Below are 17,198 nucleotides of genomic sequence, written 5' to 3'. Positions count from 1 at the left end.
GATTGTGATCACTATTCAAATACAATGGTTTTATAGTCGTTGAGCATAACACGGTCCTCGCTCAATAGACGGATGGCTCTGCTTAAAACTGCTCTTTCAATTTCTTTTCCTGCAGTTACCATGTCTTTAACGGTGTAATTATGATTGACGTGGCGCACATCTTGAACAATGATAGGCCCTTCATCAAGTTGGTCGGTGACAAAGTGAGCTGTTGCACCAATGATTTTTACCCCTCGTGAATGTGCCTGCTTGTAGGGATTCGCTCCAATAAATGCAGGTAGAAATGAATGATGGATATTGACCAGCTTATTTTCGAATGTCGCAACAAATAGGGGGGAGAGGATGCGCATAAATTTGGCTAGAATGATATAATCAAAAGTGTATTGTTTGATTTGCGCAATCAACTGTTTTTCAAAATCTTCTTTCGACAGGTCTTCATGTGAAATACAATGAAATGGAATCTCAAATTTATCCGTAAACGAACGTAGGGTATCATAATTACCGATGACTGCCTGTACTTCTGCACCCCAGGTTTCAAAATGTTGCCGAACCAGGATATCTGCCAGGCAATGATGTTCTTTGGTGACAAGGACAACAATTTTCTTTCGATTGCTAGGATTAACTTGAATCTGAGCAGAGGGGGGAAGCACTTCGGCCAAGGAATTGGAAAGCTGTGTCTGGTCTGGAAATAAACCGTTGCAGACAACACGAACAAAGAATTTATTCGCTTCTTCATCAACATACTCCCGCATCGTAATGATATTAAGCTGATATTTTGCTAGTGTATTGGAAATATTGGCTACCAATCCAACGGCATCTTGACATTGGATCAGAATTAAGGTTTGGTTTTGCATGAAATTGGTCGTAGGTTGCAAAAAAGCGGGTTAATTTAACCCGCTTTTTTTGTTAGTTCTTCTTCAAGGTCTACTTCTACACGTAGATTTTCGACAATATGCTTTTGTCGATCCGGTGTATTTTTACCCATATAGTATTCTAATAATTGTTGAATCTTATTGTCTTTTGATAAAATGACGGGGTCAAGACGGATATCTTTTCCGATAAAGAGGCCAAACTCGGATGGTGATATTTCACCTAACCCTTTAAATCGAGTGATCTCAGGCTTCGCCCCTAGTTTTGCAATCGCTTTTTGTCTTTCTTCATCGGAGTAGCAATAGATCGTTTCCTTTTTGTTCCGCACCCTGAATAATGGTGTTTGGAGGATAGATACATGTCCTGCTTTGACCAGATCGGGGAAAAATTGTAAGAAAAACGTCAATAATAGCAGACGGATGTGCATTCCATCAACATCGGCATCGGTAGCGATAACGATATTATTATAACGTAGCCCATCTAGTCCATCTTCAATATTGAGCGCATGTTGTAAGAGATTAAACTCTTCATTTTCATAAACGATTTTTTTAGACATGCCATAAGAATTTAGTGGTTTTCCTTTTAAACTGAAAACCGCTTGTGTTTGCACATCGCGTGATTTGGTGATTGAACCTGATGCTGAATCACCTTCGGTTATGAAAAGCGTAGTTTCCTGGTTACGTTCGTTTTTATCGCTGAAATGGACTTTACAATCACGTAATTTTCGGTTGTGTAAAGATGCTTTTTTAGCTCTTTCATTCGCTAGTTTTTTGATTCCTGCAATATCCTTACGCTCCCGTTCAGATTGAAGAATACGTTTTTGAAGTGCATCGGCTGTACTTGGATTTTTATGCAAGTAATCATCCAGCGCTTTTTTGACAAAGTCATTAATGAACCCTCTTACAGTAGGGCCTTCGGGACCGACACTCTGGGAGCCCAGTTTTGTTTTTGTTTGGGATTCGAAAACCGGCTCCTGCACTTTGATAGCGATAGCACCAATAATTGAGGATCGAATATCCGATGCATCAAATTCTTTTTTGTAGAATTCACGGATTGTTTTTACAAGAGCCTCACGAAATGCTGCTTGATGTGTTCCCCCTTGGGTTGTGTGTTGACCATTTACAAAGGAATAATATTCTTCACCATACTGTTGTCCGTGAGTCATTGCAATCTCGATATCATCTCCACGCAGGTGAATGATTGGATAGCGCATGGATTCGGCATCAATATTCCTTTCTAATAAATCTTTTAATCCATTCTCAGAAATAAACTTCTGTCCATTAAAGTTAATGGTAAGACCTGAGTTTAGAAAAACATAGTTCCAGATCATATTCTCTACAAATTCGGAACGGTATTTGTAATTTCTGAAAATAGAATCGTCTGGATAGAATGTTACGGATGTACCATTGCGTTGTGTGGTGTCTTTCTGTTCGTCATTCACCAATTCTCCTTTGGAAAACTGCGCAATACGTGTTATATTTTGACGGTATGACTGTACCGTAAACTGGCTGGATAATGCATTGACTGCTTTTGTACCCACACCGTTTAATCCAACAGATTTTTGAAAGGCTTTGCTGTCATATTTACCACCTGTATTGATCTTGGAAACTACATCTACGACAGATCCAATTGGAATTCCCCGGCCATAATCGCGTACTGAAACTTTGTTTTCGTTTACGGTGATATCAATGGTTTTACCGGCGCCCATCACAAACTCATCAATCGAGTTGTCGACAACTTCTTTCAATAAAACATAGATGCCATCATCGTAGGCCGAACCGTCCCCCAACTTTCCTATGTACATTCCCGGACGAAGGCGGATATGCTCTTTCCAATCCAGGGACCTAATACTGTCTTCGTTATATGTACTCATAAATTTATGTAGAACTTAGCTAACAAAAGTATAAAAAATAAACCACGATTTGTAGTATGGAAGACTAAATTTTTTAGATATTGGCTGGTTTTGATAATATTCAGAAAATTGCTGGATTTCCGGGGAAATGTTTACATTTAATGTAAGTAATTGTAAAGCGAAATATTTATGGGGTTATTTGATAAAATCAGAAATGAATTTATTGATATTATCGAGTGGGTCGATAATAGTACGGATACCATCGTGTGGAAATTTCCGCGGTATCAGAATGAAATCAAAATGGGAGCGCAGCTTACCGTAAGGGAGGGGCAAGCGGCGGTATTTTTGAATGAGGGCGTCGTTGCAGATGTATTTCAGCCTGGCAGATACGAACTGACAACGCAGAACATGCCAATTATGACAACCATCCGTGGTTGGAAATATGGTTTCAACAGCCCATTTAAGGCTGATGTTTATTTTATTAACCTACGTCAATTTGTGAATCAACGCTGGGGGACCAAAAACCCCATCATGTTACGTGATCCTGAATTTGGGCCGATACGACTTCGCGCCTTTGGAAATTTTTCCTTTCAGGTAAAGGATGTCCCTGTTTTTATGAAACAGCTGGTTGCAACGACTCCGGTATTCACCGTAGACGATATTACAGAGCAATTACGTAATATCGCGGTTTCCAGAGGCATGGATGCCATTGCAGAATCTAAAATTCCAGCTTTGGACTTAGCTTCGAACTATGATGAAGTTTCTGCATTGATCCAACAAAAAATAGCTGGAGACTTTGAGGAGATCGGGTTAAGCTTGACTAAATTTTTAATTGAGAATATCTCATTTCCAGAGGAGGTTGAAAAAGCATTGGATAAACGCAGTAGTATGGGGGTGGTTGGAAACCTTGGTGCTTATGCACAGTTTCAAGCTGCCAATTCCATGGAAAAAGCGGCGGAAAACCCGAGCAGCGGTGGTATCGTCGGCGCTGGTTTTGGTGCCGGTTTGGGAGCAGGAATGGTTGGACAGATGGGGAATGTGTTTCAGCAAAATAGTTTTGATGGTAATAATCCAACTGGTGCGACTGACGCAGGCGCTAGAGCAGGCGCTGTTGGACCACCGCCGTTACCGAAAGCAGTTGCTTATTACTTGGCTTTAAAAGGAAAACAAGAAGGACCATTCGATCAGGAACAATTACGTGGATTGCTTGGGGAGGGTATACTCACGGCTTCAACTTTAGTTTGGAAAGAAGGGCTTGATAACTGGACCGAAGCTGATAAAATTATTGAATTGAAGGATTTGTTTTCGCAGACCCCACCACCAATTCCTGGAGTTTAGCGATCTAAGTGCTATCACGCGTATGAGTTTTGAAGAAAAGACCTCCGAAATAGATCGGGGGTTAAAATGCCAAGGTTGCGGTGCTGTATTGACTTATCAGCCCGGGACTTCCTATCTGGAATGTTTGTATTGTGGTACTAAGAATGAAATTACGGACAACCTGGAGGTAGATGGTGAGATTGAAGCAACGGATTATAAAGTGTTTGGAGAAGCGATGGAAGGTGTAGCAGATGAACGGTACAGTTATCTAGCAGAGGTCGTTCATTGTAGTAACTGTGGGGCGAATTCGAGGTTGAATCCACATGTTACAGCAGATGTATGTGCCTTTTGTGCATCGCCATTGGTCATTGACCATCAACAAAGGCGCATCGTTAAACCTCATGGGCTTGTGCCTTTTACGGTAGATTATAAACAGTCCTTTGGTTTATTAACACAATGGGCTGGAAAAGTCTGGTTTGCGCCCAATGATTTTAAAAGGATCTTCAATTCACGGAATGATCGCTTGAAAGGCGTGTACATCCCATTTTGGTCATACGATTCGGATGTACATTCTTCTTACGAGGGATCCCGTGGGGAATACTATTATGTGACACGGACACGACGTAATTCTGACGGTGAAACGGAGGAATATGAAGAGCGCCGCACGAACTGGTATCCTGCTTCGGGAACGATATACAGCCAATTTAGAGATATCGTTATTTCTGGATCGACCTCGCTGCCCGAAAAATTTTCGGATAAAATAGGCCCCTGGAACTTGAGTTATCTGAAGCCATTCAACGAGCAGTATCTGAGTGGTTTTATTGCGGAGACATTTAGTATCGACCATATTGTGGCAGCCCGAACTGCACGAGCGATTATGGACCGCGAAATTGAACGACAGGTCGAAAATGATATTGGCGGAGATACCCAGGATATTGATACTATTGATAGTGATTTTAAATCGATCAAATTGAAGTATATCCTGTTACCTGTATGGTTGTCAGCTTATCAGTATAAGGGCAAGAGCTATCAGATCATGGTCAATGCTTTCAATGGGAAGGTGTACGGACAGCGGCCTTATAGCTTTTGGAAAATTGCTTTTGTGGTGCTGTTGATCCTTATTGTGTGTTATCTGTTGAGCTTTATGGGTTAATAATAGCTGCAAAGAAACTAAAAGAAAGAGCTGTACTTTTTAGGGTACAGCTCTTTTTTATTGTTGTAAGATATTTTATTTATTCAATGAAAGCAAGAAGCCAATTGTAAAGTTTGCGTCCCAATCGAATACGAAAGTATCGCAGTTAGTTGCATCTTTAAGCGCTTTGTAGATGTTGACACCGCTTTTTGTTTTTATTTTGTCTGCTTTATAAGAAGTAGGATCGTTTAATACAGTGAATCGTTCTTCTCCTTGACGTGTTTGCGATGCCAGTTCGAAAGGAACGCCACCAATAATAAAACAAACTTCTCTTTTTGAGGACGGTATTTTCTCACCTATTTTTTTTACTTCCGCATAGACCGCGTCATCCTTTAAATCTTTTTCGTAATACTTGGCACCTGGTGCTTCCACAGACTTGGTGTCGCCATCAATCCAAGAAATTTTGGTGTTTCCAGAACCAATATCTACAACAAAGGAGTTGTCTTCATAAGCCTTTGGAAGAACGGATTTAAGTGCTAATTTTCCTTCTTGTTCGGCTGTAACCAAGTTAACAACAAATCCCATCTTTCTAAGTTCTGAACTGATAACAGTTGTTTTAGGTTCTTTTTGCGCGCCAGAACTGATCACGAAATGGATGTTTTTGGATTTCACGCCTTTATCCAGCATCATGCCGATATAATCTTTTAGTCCTTTACGGATATCTTCGGTGGTGGCCAGGCCTTCGTAAGCAAAGGATTTTCCAAAATCTTTGGAAATAATTTCCCAACGGTTTTCTTTGTCCATATTGACGACAAAGGAATTGAAACCAGAAGCGCCAACTTCGACAACCCCCTTGTACTCACCATCAACTGGTTTTTCCGGTTGATAGTTGAATGAACGTGCGCTTTCTGATCCCGAAGTTGTTGTGCTGGGGGCGTTGATATTGGTTGAATCTGATTTATTGATAGTTGGATTTGCGTCGAATTTGCCTGACTGCATCGCCCAATAACCAATAGCAAGGATAGGTAATGCGATAATAATTGCTTTGATAGGCCATCTTAATCTGGCCCATGTCGATTTCTCTTCCATAATTTTGAATAATATGATATTGTTTTGATTAATTAATCGAGTAGTGTAAAGCCTTTGTCTACTTTTTCATCGGGTTTGAGCTCGTAACTGGAGTCAGCCATTTGAGTGACGTTGAGTACTTTTAAGTTACGTTCATCGACCTTACGGATAAATTCTTCCAGTTCACTCTGTGAAGGGGCGCCACCGACGGTAATATTATTATTCTGATCCAAGAAATCCAAGTTGGATCGAATAGATGCTATATTTTGGCTAATAGCACCTGTAGCCGCATTCATCGCTTCTTGAAAAGCCCAGCCATCTTTAATATTAAATACATCGGCAAGCCCATCCGTCGCATTTTTCATTTTTTGCGTAGCTTCTAGCTTTTTCGAAATGATAGAGATGCTGCTATCCAGTGTACTTACATAGATGCGTGCTGCGCTTTCATTGTCTTTGAGGACTTCCAGTACTTTTGCAAACTGGTTGGCATATTGCACGTAGCTACGCGCATTTTGTTCCTCTGATTCTCCTTCTTTGCCCAATAAGAATGCTTTGGTACGTGTTTCCTTGGCATCTCTTGCATAAGCATTCGCCTTCTCTGCATTATTTCTGCTCGCTTCTTCTTTTGATTTTTCATCAAGATTGGCTGCTTCTGCTGTAAATCTTTTCGCATAGCTGTACTTTTCTTCGGCGGTCTTCTGGGCTGTTTCACCGCTTTGAATCATGTCGATACGTACACCGTCCACATTACTGATTTTCTCTTTTACACGTTTTAAGGTGTCTTTGGCATCCCGAGACAATAATTGTAATGTTTCGATCGGATTGTTTCTAATAATAGATTTCTCACCTTTGAAAAGTAGTACCGTGCCCAAACGATGCAATAAGGCGATAATTTTGGGCGCTAAAAGTAATAAGGTAATTAGGATAATACTGAAAATCACAAATAAGATACTCTTTCCTGCATATTCGAGCATAACGGGAAGGTATTTGAAAAAAGCAAATGCTCCACCCAGCAAAAGTGCCCAAAAGAAAATAGTATAAGCCGTTTTTTTAGCTTCTGGAGTCTTTAATTGTGCAGGTAAATGATCCCCCAATACTTGAAATATGGGGAGTTGCGTCTTTATTTCAGCGGGAATATTGATGTATTGATCTTTTCTTTCCATTGATTTAGTTATGTGATTGATTGATTAATCATGTGCAAAGCGTTGTGTATTTCGGTGATAACCTCATCAACAGCGGTATTGCCTATGGCTATTTTTTGATCGATTTCTTTAATTTTTGGTTCGTACTTTTCATTAATTTGCCCCAATGCGGCTTGCTTTTTCTGGAGGTCAATCTGCAATTTGGCAATGTTTTCTGTTATTGCTTTGATTTCACTGTTTAAATTAGCAATTTCCAACGTTCGGTCCTGTTCAGCCCTTCTCTTTTCATCTTTCTTCTGTTCTGATTCTTTGGCAATGGTATCTTTTAGTTTGTTAGCATAATTTGTGCCAGTTGCAATAAGTTTTTCCTTTGATAATGAACTATCGACAAATTTAAGGGAAGTATATGCGGCTTTTAAGGTGTTTTCTTCTACTTTTCCCATTGCGGCCGCAGCATTCCAGACTTCAAAAAAATCGACTCCTTGTTCGTTTAATTTTTCTAGAATGGCATAGACCTTCAATTTCATTTCTTTGAGATCTGTGCTGCCGTCATTAGCCGTAATTGGAATAGGAGGCGGTGTTTTACTTGTTGCTATTGGCTGCTGTGCAGACGTATATGTTGGCGTGGGGGAGTTTAATTTTTCTTTTGTCGGTGCAGGTGGAGCCGAAGGTTGGGCGCTGGGAGCTGTCTGCTCATCTTCGAAAATTAATTTTTTAAGACTATTTAATATCCCCGAACTTCTTTTGTTTTCGTCGTTACTCATAATTGACAGTTTATTATACGTATACTAAAATAGTAAAAATTAGGATTGTAGTGGCTAAAATTATTGGATCATATCATTATTAAATTAATTAATGGTCAAAACGAGGACATAAGTGATTACGGGGGAGACTGCAGTAAGGAAGACTTTGGTCTTTATAAAAGACAAAGATTTCCAATCCTGAATTGGAAATCTTTGTGAAAATAGAGGGAAGAAATGCTTATCTTCCAAAATCGTCTTGAACACGAACAATATCGTCCTCATCTGAGGGGTTGTTCGCATCGGTATGTTGCCAAATCTCAGCTAAAATACCGAAACCATCCAAGCCGATGAGGCGATGACGTTGTCCCTGGCGTAATCTGATTGTTTCACCTTCTTTTAATGTTGATACCACAGACTCTTCATCTGTGTCAGAAACCATTACTCCGACATTGCCCTGAATAACGCGCCAGATTTCAGCACGGCGGTGGTGATACTGCCAGGAAAGTCTTTTGTCTGGAGCGACGATCAGAATTTTTGGACTTAATTTTCCTGATATTTTTAATTCCTGAACGTCTAATCCTCCGAAATACTCATTAGCGAACTCCTGTGCTTGCGATTCGTCGATGACAAAAAAGCCACCCCAAGGGCGCGCTGCATCCGATTTCTCAATATTGAATCCTTTGGATGTCAACATTTCTTGCACTTTCTCAAATAATGCGGTTTTATCTATAGCCATGTTATAAAATTTCTAAAAATTTATTGATCATTAATTCAGCAGCTAAATATAGAAAAAAATCATTAATGTTTTTAGTTAACCGTTTTAGCTTTGATAAAATCGTTAAGCAAAATGCGGTTTTTTATAAAATATGCCTACAAGCGGTAGGGCATGTTTTCAAAATGAAATACTTAGTTTTGTGGTCAATCTAATTTCAGGATATGTCAAACTTTCAAGTCGATCGAGAAAATACAGCATTTATGCAGGCTGTTGCATTTGTTAACCAAACCAACCAGAATGTATTTATTACGGGAAAGGCAGGTACTGGAAAGACAACTTTCTTGAAGTATATTCGTGAACATAGCTATAAAAAAATGGCTATTACTGCACCCACAGGGGTAGCTGCCATGAATGCGGGTGGTACAACTTTGCACTCCTTATTTTGGCTTCCTTTTGGAACTTTTGTGGAGGACTATGAGTTACGTTGGGATGAGCAGGATAGTCATATTTATAACAAATCCCGTCTCTTTAGCACAATAAAATTGACGAAGCAGCGTCGGGCAATCCTGCAGGAACTCGAGCTATTAATTATTGATGAGGTTTCGATGGTACGGGCCGATACATTAGATGCGATTAACGTGATATTGCAGTCCGTTCGTCGCGATATGCGTCCGTTTGGTGGTTTACAGGTGCTATTTATCGGTGACTTATATCAATTGCCCCCTGTGGTTAAAGATGCGGAATGGAACATTCTTCGGGATCATTATTCTTCTGTATTTTTTTTTAATGCAAAAATCTTACGGGATAACCCCTTGGTGATGTTGGAGCTCAATAAAATATATCGTCAACAGGATGAGGGCTTTATTTCGATCTTAAATGCGATACGGAATAATGAATGCACCAGTGAAATGTTAGCAACCTTAAATGGATATTACCAGCAGGATTTTGTTCCAAAAGAGGAAGAACAATATATAACCCTGACATCTCATAATCGGAATGCCGATGAGATCAACAGTGCAAAATTAGCGTCGCTATCCGGGAAGATGCTGAACTTAAAAGCTGTTGTAAAAGATGACTTTGCACAGGGCTCTTATCCTGCCGAGGAAACATTGTCGCTGAAAATAGGCGCTCAGGTGATGTTTATCCGAAATGATTCAGGTGATGAGCGGAAATATTATAATGGCAAAATTGGCACGGTAAAAGATATAGATACTGTGCACGGGACCGTATCGGTTACTTTTCCAGACGGTTCTGAAGAGGTGACGGTAAAAAGAGAGACCTGGGAAAATATCCGTTACAACTATGATAAGGGACAAGATCAGATCAAAGAGGAAGTCTTAGGTACATTTTCTCAGTTTCCACTCCGTTTAGCCTGGGCAATTACGATCCATAAGAGCCAGGGGCTGACTTTCCAGAAGGCAATCATTGATGCAGGGACATCATTTGCCGCTGGACAGGTTTATGTGGCCTTGAGCCGTTTGACGAGCCTAGATGGACTGGTGCTCAAATCGATTATTCCATCCTATGCCATCCGGACAGATTATCAGGTGGTGGAGTTTGCACAACGTACAAGTTCACAGTCTAATATTAATGAAATTTTAGAACAATGCCAACGAAATTACCTAGGGCAAATCCTGATGAATGGATTCCGTTGGGATGGGCTGTTAGCCGTGACAGCGGAACTCCTGAAGTCACTTGAAGAGCGTAATATCGATGGAAAGGAACAAGCAGTTCAATTCTTCCAACAATTGGTTGGACAGCTTCAGATACAGGAAAAGGTAGCGCATAAATTTATTGTTGTCCTTTATGACCTTCTGCGGGATAAAGATGCAATAGATTATAATCTGATTTGCGAACGCTCAACCGCGGCAGTGAATTGGTTTTTGCCAAAGATGGATAAAGATCTTATTGAAGCCTTGACAAAACACATTGAAGAATACCAGATTCGAAAGCGGACAAAGAAATATATTGATGAGTTGAAAGCCGTACTACTGGATTACAAACGTAAGCGTGAGCAATTGCAACATTGCCTAATCATCGCCGAAACGTTATCCAAAAGAGAAGATTTTCAAACAGCGATGCTTGATGTGGCTGCGCAGGTCAAAACAAAAGAAAAAGAGGAATTGGCCGCGCAAAGTGCTGATGAAGACGGGGCTAAGAAATTGGATACGAAAGATATTTCTTTGGAAATGTTTAAAGAAGGAATGAGTATTTCGGATATAGCAGGTAAGCGCGGGATGGTTGCCGGTACAATTTACGGACATCTTATTAACTTTGTAGGGACAGAGGTCGAGGCAACCGAATTGATCGATCAAGAGAAGCTTGATCGAATCCTTGAGGTAATTCGGGCAAATCCAGACAAATCATCTTCCGAGCTTAAGATGTTGTTAGGAGCAGATGTAGATTATCCAGATATTAAAATTGGACAAAAAGTTTTGGGACTATAGGGGATAAGGATTTATGATGTATATTTGTCCACCTTTTATTATAAGCTAATTGAAAGAGGAGAAAACCAATAAAAAAATTAACAAATGGATTGTTTTTACTTCCATGCCGATTCAGATGGGTGTGACAATCTATCTATTTTACTGGGTCGGCACTTGGTTAGATAATAAATATGCGATTGCGGGTGAATGGGGGATGAAGGGATTGACACTATTGGGGGTGGTTGTATCTTTGTATCAGTTTATCAGGCAGGCAAATCAAATTAATAAGAATGAATAGTTATTTGAAAAGCATACTCGTATTGCTGATCGTCTTTGTAGTAAGTTTTGCTGCACATTATTTAGTAATATCCGGTATGGACGTTATGCAGTATTGGTCACAGACTACTTACAGCCTGGTTGGAATGTATACATTTGGATTTTGCTCCTCAATGTTGGTTGCGGTCTTGGTATTTTTTGCAAACTGGTCCATGCCCGAGAAATTGGGAGTCATATTTCTTGGACTGGTGCTTCTAAAGGGGATTGCGGGATATATTTATGTCAAGGATGGGTTAAAGACCATTGAAAACAATTTTATCGAATATAACTTTTTGGTTGTGTTTTTTATCTCGTTGTTTGTCGATGTATATCTTGCTTTTAATGCTTTAAATCAAGTAGATAAAAAGGTTTAAACTATTTTTGGAAAAAGTTTAAACAAATGGTGATTTATGCCAAATAAAATTGTATTTTTGCGCAAAATTTTTTATTATTCAATAGTAATCTGAAATGGTGAATCTTAAGAGAGCACTTTTATTATTTGCAGTAATTTTTCTTGCTGTCAATCCTTTTACCTTAAAAGCAGCTGAAGAAGCGCATGGGGATGCGCCTAAATCCCAAGCTGAGGAAATCAAAGCGTATAGTCAACATCACTTACAGGATGATCATTACTTTTCTTTGTTTTCCGATCAAAAAGCAGGAAAGCATTATGGTTTTCCATTGCCAGTAATTCTTATTGATAATGGATTGGTTGTTTTTTCTTCTGGCGAGTTTCATCATGGAGAGTCTGTTGTAGAGAAAAACGGCCAGTACTACACACTTTACCATGGCAAGATCTATAAGACGGATGCTGCAGGTACATTGAATTTTGATGAAGCCCATCATCCTACCAACGCTAAGCCGTTAGATTTCTCGATTACAAAGAATGTGGTAGGTCTATTATTAGCGGCGTTCTTACTGTTTTTGGGCTTTATATCTTTGGCTAAAACATACAAAAAAGGTGTTAATAACCTTCCTAAAGGTGTAGGTCGCGTTTTGGAGCCTTTGGTTTTATATGTACGTGACGAAATGGCTGTTCCTAATATCGGTCACCGGTATAAAGAATTTATGCCTTACCTGTTATCTGTATTTTTCTTAATTTTTGTTTTGAACTTATTGGGTATGACTCCACTAGGTTTTAACGTAACGGGAAATATTACGGTAACTTTATGTTTGGCTTTATTCACTTTCTTTATTACCAACTTTAAAGCGAATAAAGATTATTGGAAACACATTTTCTGGATGCCAGGTGTTCCAGTTCCTTTTAAATTTATTTTAGCACCAATTGAGGTGTTGGGTATGTTTACTAAACCCTTTTCCTTAATGCTGCGTTTGTTTGCGAATATTACTGCTGGTCACTCTGTTGTGATGGGTTTGATCGCAATCGTTTATTTATTTCAACAACAATTGACAGTCGGTGGTAGTATCGGGGTGTCTATGTTATTGACTTTGGTGTTGTTTTTCTTGGAGCTACTGGTTGCGTTTTTGCAAGCCTTTATCTTTACGATGTTGTCTTCTTTGTTTATCGGAATGGCAGTCGAAGAACACGCACATCATTAATCGAATTTTTTTGTTAAATTTTATAAAATAATTATTATGTACAACTTAATTGGAGCAGGTTTAATCGTAATCGGTGCAGGTTTAGGTTTAGGTAAAATCGGTGGTTCAGCTATGGAAGCTATCGCTCGTCAACCAGAAGCAGCATCTAAAATTCAAACTGCGATGATCATCATTGGTGCCTTAGTTGAAGGTTTAGCATTCGGTGCTTTAATCTTAGGTAAATAATCCAAGCTGATTAAAAGTTTACTAAATACAATCTGCAACGGTTGGTTGCAGATTGTATTTAAACAAAAAAATACAAAACAAAAGAAAATTATAATTTACAATTGTATATAAATGGAAGCATTAATTAATCAGTTCTCGTACGGTTTGTTCTTTTGGCAACTAATCATCTTGTTGGTTGTGATCTTTTTATTGGGCAAGTTTGCCTGGAAACCTATCGTCAACGCTTTAGATGAACGTGAGCAAGGAATTGCAAATGCATTGGAAGCTGCTGAGAAAGCTAAATTAGAAATGGCTCGTTTGACAAATGAAAACGAACAATTGCTTAAAGAGGCTCGTGCAGAACGTGATGTTATCCTTAAAGAAGCAAAAGAGCTAAAAGACAAAATCGTTGCTGAAGCAAGAACACAAGCACAATACGAAGGTGCTAAAATGATTGCTCAGGCGAAAGAAGAGATCGACGAACAAAAGAATAAAGCTTTGGCTGAGGTAAAATCACAAGTTTCATCTTTGTCTTTGGATATCGCCCGCAAAGTATTAACAAGAGAATTTGAGGACCAAGGTAAGCAAGAGGCTTTAGTAGCAGATTTGCTTAAAGACGTTAAATTGAACTAATCCGGTCACTTAAATTACGAAATAGAATATGTCAGTATTTAAAGTAGCATCGAGATATGCAAAGTCATTAATTGACTTGGCTAGCGAGCAGGGCTCACTGGAAACCATCAAAACAGATATGGATTCGTTCATCGCTGTTTTAAAGTCCAGTTCAGAATTGCAAGCTGTTTTGGCCAATCCTATTGTTCCTTTGGACAAGAAGAAAAACATATTGGATGCTTTATTTAAAGATAAGATCAATGCAAATATCTTAGCCTTTTTCAAGATCATGATCAACAAAGGTCGTGGTACGATCGTATATGCTACTGCGCAAGAATTTGTCCGTGAGTATAACGAGGTTAAAGGTATTGTAAAAGCTACAGTTACATCTGCAGCACCACTTTCTGAAGCTAATTTAGCCGCAATGAAAGATGTACTTGCAAAAGAAACCAACGCTCAAGTGATATTGGTCAATAAAGTCGATAACAAGTTGATCGGCGGATTTGTCGTCAATATTGGTGACCGCCAGATTGATGCAAGTATTGCTGGTAAGTTGAATAAATTAGAAAGATATTTGAATCAGGGTAACTAAGGTTATTCTGGTATTTAAAGTAAAATAAATCAAAAAACCCCTTATAATAATTAAAATGATAGAGGTAAGACCAGATGAAGTTTCGGCAATTCTAAGAGAGCAATTGGCGGGCTTTAAATCAGAAGCCGAACTAGAGGAAGTGGGTACCGTACTTGCTGTAGGTGACGGTATTGCTCGTATTTACGGCTTAACTAAAGTTCAGTCCGGTGAGTTGGTTGAATTTGATAACGGATTACAAGGTATTGTATTAAACTTAGAGGAAGACAACGTTGGTGTTGTACTTTTAGGCCCTTCTGACGAAATTAAAGAAGGAGATACGATTAAACGTACCAACCGTATTGCATCCATCAAAGTTGGAGAAGGTTTGTTGGGACGTGTTGTGAATACATTGGGTCAGCCAATTGATGGTAAAGGACCTATCCAAGGAGAATTATACGAAATGCCTATCGAGCGTAAAGCTCCAGGTGTTATCTACCGTCAGCCAGTAACTGAGCCATTACAAACAGGTATCAAGGCAATCGATGCGATGATTCCAGTAGGGCGTGGTCAACGTGAGTTGGTTATTGGTGACCGTCAAACAGGTAAAACTGCGGTATGTATCGATACGATCTTAAACCAAAAAGAATTCTACGATGCAGGTCAACCTGTATTCTGTATCTACGTTGCTGTAGGTCAAAAGAATTCTACGGTAGCGAATATCGTTCGTACATTGGAGGAAAGAGGTGCAATGGCTTATACTGTTGTTGTCGCTGCTTCTGCTGCTGACCCTGCTCCACTTCAATTCTACGCGCCAATGGCAGGTGCTGCTATCGGTGAGTTCTTCCGTGATACAGGTCGTCCAGCATTGATCGTTTATGATGATTTGTCGAAACAAGCTGTGGCTTACCGTGAGGTTTCTTTGTTATTACGTCGTCCTCCAGGTCGTGAAGCATATCCAGGTGACGTATTCTACCTACACAGCCGTTTGTTAGAGCGTGCAGCGAAAATCAACTCTTCTGATGATATTGCACGTAACATGAATGACCTTCCTGAATCTATCAAGCATTTGGTTAAAGGTGGTGGTTCATTGACAGCGCTTCCGATCATCGAAACACAAGCAGGTGACGTTTCAGCCTATATTCCTACCAACGTAATTTCTATTACAGATGGTCAGATTTTCTTGGAGTCTAACTTATTCAACGCGGGTATCCGTCCAGCGATCAATGTAGGTATTTCGGTATCTCGTGTGGGTGGTAACGCTCAGATCAAGCCGATGAAAAAAGTATCGGGTACATTAAAGTTAGATCAAGCGCAGTACCGTGAATTGGAAGCTTTCGCAAAATTCGGTTCTGATCTAGATGCTGCTACTAAAGCGGTATTGGATAAAGGTGTTCGTAACGTTGAGATCTTGAAACAAGGTCAATACTCTCCAGTTTCTGTAGAAAAACAAGTTGCGATCATTTACATTGGAACGAAAGGTTTATTGCGTAATGTGCCAGTAAATAAAGTAAGAGAATTTGAAGAAGAATTCTTAACGCAATTGGAACAACGTCATCCAGAAGTTTTGTCAGCGTTCAAAGCTGGTAAATTCTCAGATGAGTTGACTGCAGTATTAGAAACAGTAGCTAAGGATTTAGCATCAAAATATTAATTAGTAATGAGTATTTGGTATTGAGTCCATTGACTAGGCTCAATACTCAATACTAGGTACTTAATACTTAAAACAAATATGGCAAATTTAAAAGAAGTAAGAAACCGGATTACCTCGGTATCATCAACACAGCAGATTACAAAAGCCATGAAAATGGTTTCAGCTGCTAAATTGAAGCGCGCTACTAACGCTATCTTACAATTGCGCCCATATGCGAATAAATTAAGAGATATTTTGGCTGATGTTTCTGCAAGTGTGGAGGGAAGTAATTCTCCTTTTACAGTAGATCGTGAGCCAAATAAGGTGTTGATCGTTGTTGTTTCTTCTAATAGAGGTTTGGCTGGGGCATTCAATGCGAATGCTATCAAGATGACTAATAACTTGATCGCTAACAAATATGCCGAGCAGCATGCGAAAGGCAATTTGAGTATCATCGCTATTGGTAAAAAAGGTTATGATTTCTATTCGAAGCGTAATTTCGATGTGATAGCTAATCACTCAGACTTGTTTTCTGATTTAAATTTTGGATCTGTTTCCCTAGTGACAGAATTTATCATGGAACAATTTAAAGAAGGTAATTTTGATCGGGTAGAAGTGGTCTATAACCAATTCAAAAATGCTGCAGTTCAAGAGCTGACGGCAGAACAGATTTTACCTTTATTACCTACTGAAGAAGACACGCAACATACGCATAAAGCAAAAATAGAAGCTGAAGTGGATTATATCATCGAACCTTCCAAAGAGAAGATTATCGAGGAATTAATTCCGAAAGCCATCAAGATTCAATTATATAAAGCTGTTTTGGACTCCAATGCTTCTGAGCATGGAGCGCGTATGACAGCCATGGATAAAGCGACTGAAAACGCAGGTGACTTATTGAAATCACTTAAGTTATCGTATAACCAGGCTCGTCAGGCGGCAATTACTACAGAATTGACCGAAATCGTTTCTGGAGCAGCAGCTTTGTCAAACGGATAGTTCATTATTCGGAAAAACAAAAAAAGGCGATGATCGAAAGATTAA

The 17,198-nt window shown here is 39.4% G+C and carries 17 protein-coding genes; 11 read left to right on the top strand and 6 right to left on the bottom strand.

Annotated features, from left to right (window positions below):
- Positions 1 to 11 precede the first annotated feature (11 nt).
- Complete coding sequence (gene purU, locus B4A24_RS14330) at positions 12 to 854, bottom strand: formyltetrahydrofolate deformylase (protein WP_293945816.1); 843 nt, start codon at positions 852 to 854, stop codon at positions 12 to 14.
- 35 nt (positions 855 to 889) lie between these two features.
- Positions 890 to 2,743, bottom strand: coding sequence for a DNA topoisomerase IV subunit B (locus tag B4A24_RS14325; RefSeq protein ID WP_172396501.1), 1,854 nt, complete (start codon positions 2,741 to 2,743; stop codon positions 890 to 892).
- Between the two features lie 168 nt (positions 2,744 to 2,911).
- Between B4A24_RS14325 and B4A24_RS14320 the strand changes: the two genes are divergently transcribed.
- Together B4A24_RS14320 and B4A24_RS14315 are read left to right on the top strand one after the other, a co-directional pair.
- Complete coding sequence (locus B4A24_RS14320) at positions 2,912 to 4,060, top strand: SPFH domain-containing protein (RefSeq protein ID WP_293945815.1); 1,149 nt, start codon at positions 2,912 to 2,914, stop codon at positions 4,058 to 4,060.
- Between the two features lie 22 nt (positions 4,061 to 4,082).
- A complete protein-coding gene (locus tag B4A24_RS14315; protein ID WP_293945814.1) occupies positions 4,083 to 5,192 on the top strand; it encodes a hypothetical protein in 1,110 nt (369 codons plus the stop codon).
- A 75-nt stretch (positions 5,193 to 5,267) separates the two neighbouring features.
- On the opposite strand, the gene B4A24_RS14310 is transcribed toward B4A24_RS14315, so the two are convergent.
- The 4 genes from B4A24_RS14310 to B4A24_RS14295 form a co-directional block, all read right to left on the bottom strand.
- The gene (locus tag B4A24_RS14310; RefSeq protein ID WP_293945813.1) at positions 5,268 to 6,260 is read right to left on the bottom strand and encodes a hypothetical protein; all 993 of its coding nucleotides are present in this window, start codon (positions 6,258 to 6,260) and stop codon (positions 5,268 to 5,270) included.
- A 32-nt stretch (positions 6,261 to 6,292) separates the two neighbouring features.
- A complete protein-coding gene (locus B4A24_RS14305; RefSeq protein WP_293945812.1) occupies positions 6,293 to 7,402 on the bottom strand; it encodes a hypothetical protein in 1,110 nt (369 codons plus the stop codon).
- Between the two features lie 8 nt (positions 7,403 to 7,410).
- Positions 7,411 to 8,145: a hypothetical protein gene (locus tag B4A24_RS14300; RefSeq protein ID WP_293945811.1), complete on the bottom strand. Its 735-nt coding sequence runs from the start codon at positions 8,143 to 8,145 to the stop codon at positions 7,411 to 7,413.
- Between the two features lie 217 nt (positions 8,146 to 8,362).
- On the bottom strand, positions 8,363 to 8,860 hold the full coding sequence (locus B4A24_RS14295) for a phosphoheptose isomerase (RefSeq protein ID WP_172396507.1): 498 nt from the start codon (positions 8,858 to 8,860) through the stop codon (positions 8,363 to 8,365).
- Between the two features lie 200 nt (positions 8,861 to 9,060).
- Here B4A24_RS14295 and B4A24_RS14290 point away from each other — a divergent pair, with 200 nt between their 5' ends.
- The 9 genes from B4A24_RS14290 to atpG all read left to right on the top strand — a co-directional run bounded on the left by B4A24_RS14290 (position 9,061) and on the right by atpG (position 17,153).
- Complete coding sequence (locus B4A24_RS14290) at positions 9,061 to 11,286, top strand: helix-turn-helix domain-containing protein (protein WP_293945810.1); 2,226 nt, start codon at positions 9,061 to 9,063, stop codon at positions 11,284 to 11,286.
- Positions 11,287 to 11,335: 49 nt separating this feature from the next.
- Positions 11,336 to 11,563: an AtpZ/AtpI family protein gene (locus B4A24_RS14285; RefSeq protein ID WP_246251003.1), complete on the top strand. Its 228-nt coding sequence runs from the start codon at positions 11,336 to 11,338 to the stop codon at positions 11,561 to 11,563.
- Positions 11,556 to 11,954: a hypothetical protein gene (locus B4A24_RS14280; RefSeq protein ID WP_293945809.1), complete on the top strand. Its 399-nt coding sequence runs from the start codon at positions 11,556 to 11,558 to the stop codon at positions 11,952 to 11,954. The genes B4A24_RS14285 and B4A24_RS14280 overlap by 8 nt, the downstream gene beginning before the upstream one ends.
- A 94-nt stretch (positions 11,955 to 12,048) precedes the next feature.
- Positions 12,049 to 13,137: a F0F1 ATP synthase subunit A gene (gene atpB, locus B4A24_RS14275; protein ID WP_288811373.1), complete on the top strand. Its 1,089-nt coding sequence runs from the start codon at positions 12,049 to 12,051 to the stop codon at positions 13,135 to 13,137.
- A 36-nt stretch (positions 13,138 to 13,173) separates the two neighbouring features.
- Positions 13,174 to 13,362, top strand: a complete 189-nt coding sequence (atpE, locus tag B4A24_RS14270) for an ATP synthase F0 subunit C (RefSeq protein ID WP_028070619.1) — start codon at positions 13,174 to 13,176, stop codon at positions 13,360 to 13,362.
- A gap of 111 nt (positions 13,363 to 13,473) precedes the next feature.
- Positions 13,474 to 13,974, top strand: coding sequence for a F0F1 ATP synthase subunit B (locus B4A24_RS14265; RefSeq protein WP_172396511.1), 501 nt, complete (start codon positions 13,474 to 13,476; stop codon positions 13,972 to 13,974).
- Positions 13,975 to 14,002: 28 nt separating this feature from the next.
- Entirely contained in the window at positions 14,003 to 14,545 is a 543-nt protein-coding gene (atpH, locus tag B4A24_RS14260; RefSeq protein ID WP_293945808.1) for an ATP synthase F1 subunit delta, read from the top strand.
- Positions 14,546 to 14,600: 55 nt separating this feature from the next.
- Positions 14,601 to 16,175, top strand: coding sequence for a F0F1 ATP synthase subunit alpha (gene atpA, locus B4A24_RS14255; RefSeq protein ID WP_121127262.1), 1,575 nt, complete (start codon positions 14,601 to 14,603; stop codon positions 16,173 to 16,175).
- 78 nt (positions 16,176 to 16,253) lie between these two features.
- Positions 16,254 to 17,153: an ATP synthase F1 subunit gamma gene (atpG, locus tag B4A24_RS14250; RefSeq protein ID WP_293945807.1), complete on the top strand. Its 900-nt coding sequence runs from the start codon at positions 16,254 to 16,256 to the stop codon at positions 17,151 to 17,153.
- Positions 17,154 to 17,198 lie beyond the last annotated feature (45 nt).

It is taken from the genome of Sphingobacterium sp. UBA7249, from assembly GCF_002472835.1.
Classification (GTDB): Bacteria; Bacteroidota; Bacteroidia; order Sphingobacteriales; family Sphingobacteriaceae; genus Sphingobacterium; species Sphingobacterium prati.
Note: the sequence above shows the minus strand (reverse complement) of the source record. Positions and strands in the feature narration are given on the sequence as shown.

Coding starts and splice junctions, on each gene's coding strand:
- B4A24_RS14265 (WP_172396511.1), top strand. CDS start 13,474: ATGGAAGCATTAATTAATCAGTTCTCGTACGGTTTGTTCTTTTGGCAA.
- B4A24_RS14300 (WP_293945811.1), bottom strand. CDS start 8,145: ATGAGTAACGACGAAAACAAAAGAAGTTCGGGGATATTAAATAGTCTT.
- atpE (WP_028070619.1), top strand. CDS start 13,174: ATGTACAACTTAATTGGAGCAGGTTTAATCGTAATCGGTGCAGGTTTA.
- B4A24_RS14320 (WP_293945815.1), top strand. CDS start 2,912: ATGGGGTTATTTGATAAAATCAGAAATGAATTTATTGATATTATCGAG.
- atpA (WP_121127262.1), top strand. CDS start 14,601: ATGATAGAGGTAAGACCAGATGAAGTTTCGGCAATTCTAAGAGAGCAA.
- B4A24_RS14295 (WP_172396507.1), bottom strand. CDS start 8,860: ATGGCTATAGATAAAACCGCATTATTTGAGAAAGTGCAAGAAATGTTG.
- purU (WP_293945816.1), bottom strand. CDS start 854: ATGCAAAACCAAACCTTAATTCTGATCCAATGTCAAGATGCCGTTGGA.
- B4A24_RS14315 (WP_293945814.1), top strand. CDS start 4,083: ATGAGTTTTGAAGAAAAGACCTCCGAAATAGATCGGGGGTTAAAATGC.
- B4A24_RS14305 (WP_293945812.1), bottom strand. CDS start 7,402: ATGGAAAGAAAAGATCAATACATCAATATTCCCGCTGAAATAAAGACG.
- B4A24_RS14310 (WP_293945813.1), bottom strand. CDS start 6,260: ATGGAAGAGAAATCGACATGGGCCAGATTAAGATGGCCTATCAAAGCA.
- B4A24_RS14290 (WP_293945810.1), top strand. CDS start 9,061: ATGTCAAACTTTCAAGTCGATCGAGAAAATACAGCATTTATGCAGGCT.
- atpB (WP_288811373.1), top strand. CDS start 12,049: ATGGTGAATCTTAAGAGAGCACTTTTATTATTTGCAGTAATTTTTCTT.
- atpH (WP_293945808.1), top strand. CDS start 14,003: ATGTCAGTATTTAAAGTAGCATCGAGATATGCAAAGTCATTAATTGAC.
- B4A24_RS14280 (WP_293945809.1), top strand. CDS start 11,556: ATGAATAGTTATTTGAAAAGCATACTCGTATTGCTGATCGTCTTTGTA.
- B4A24_RS14325 (WP_172396501.1), bottom strand. CDS start 2,743: ATGAGTACATATAACGAAGACAGTATTAGGTCCCTGGATTGGAAAGAG.
- atpG (WP_293945807.1), top strand. CDS start 16,254: ATGGCAAATTTAAAAGAAGTAAGAAACCGGATTACCTCGGTATCATCA.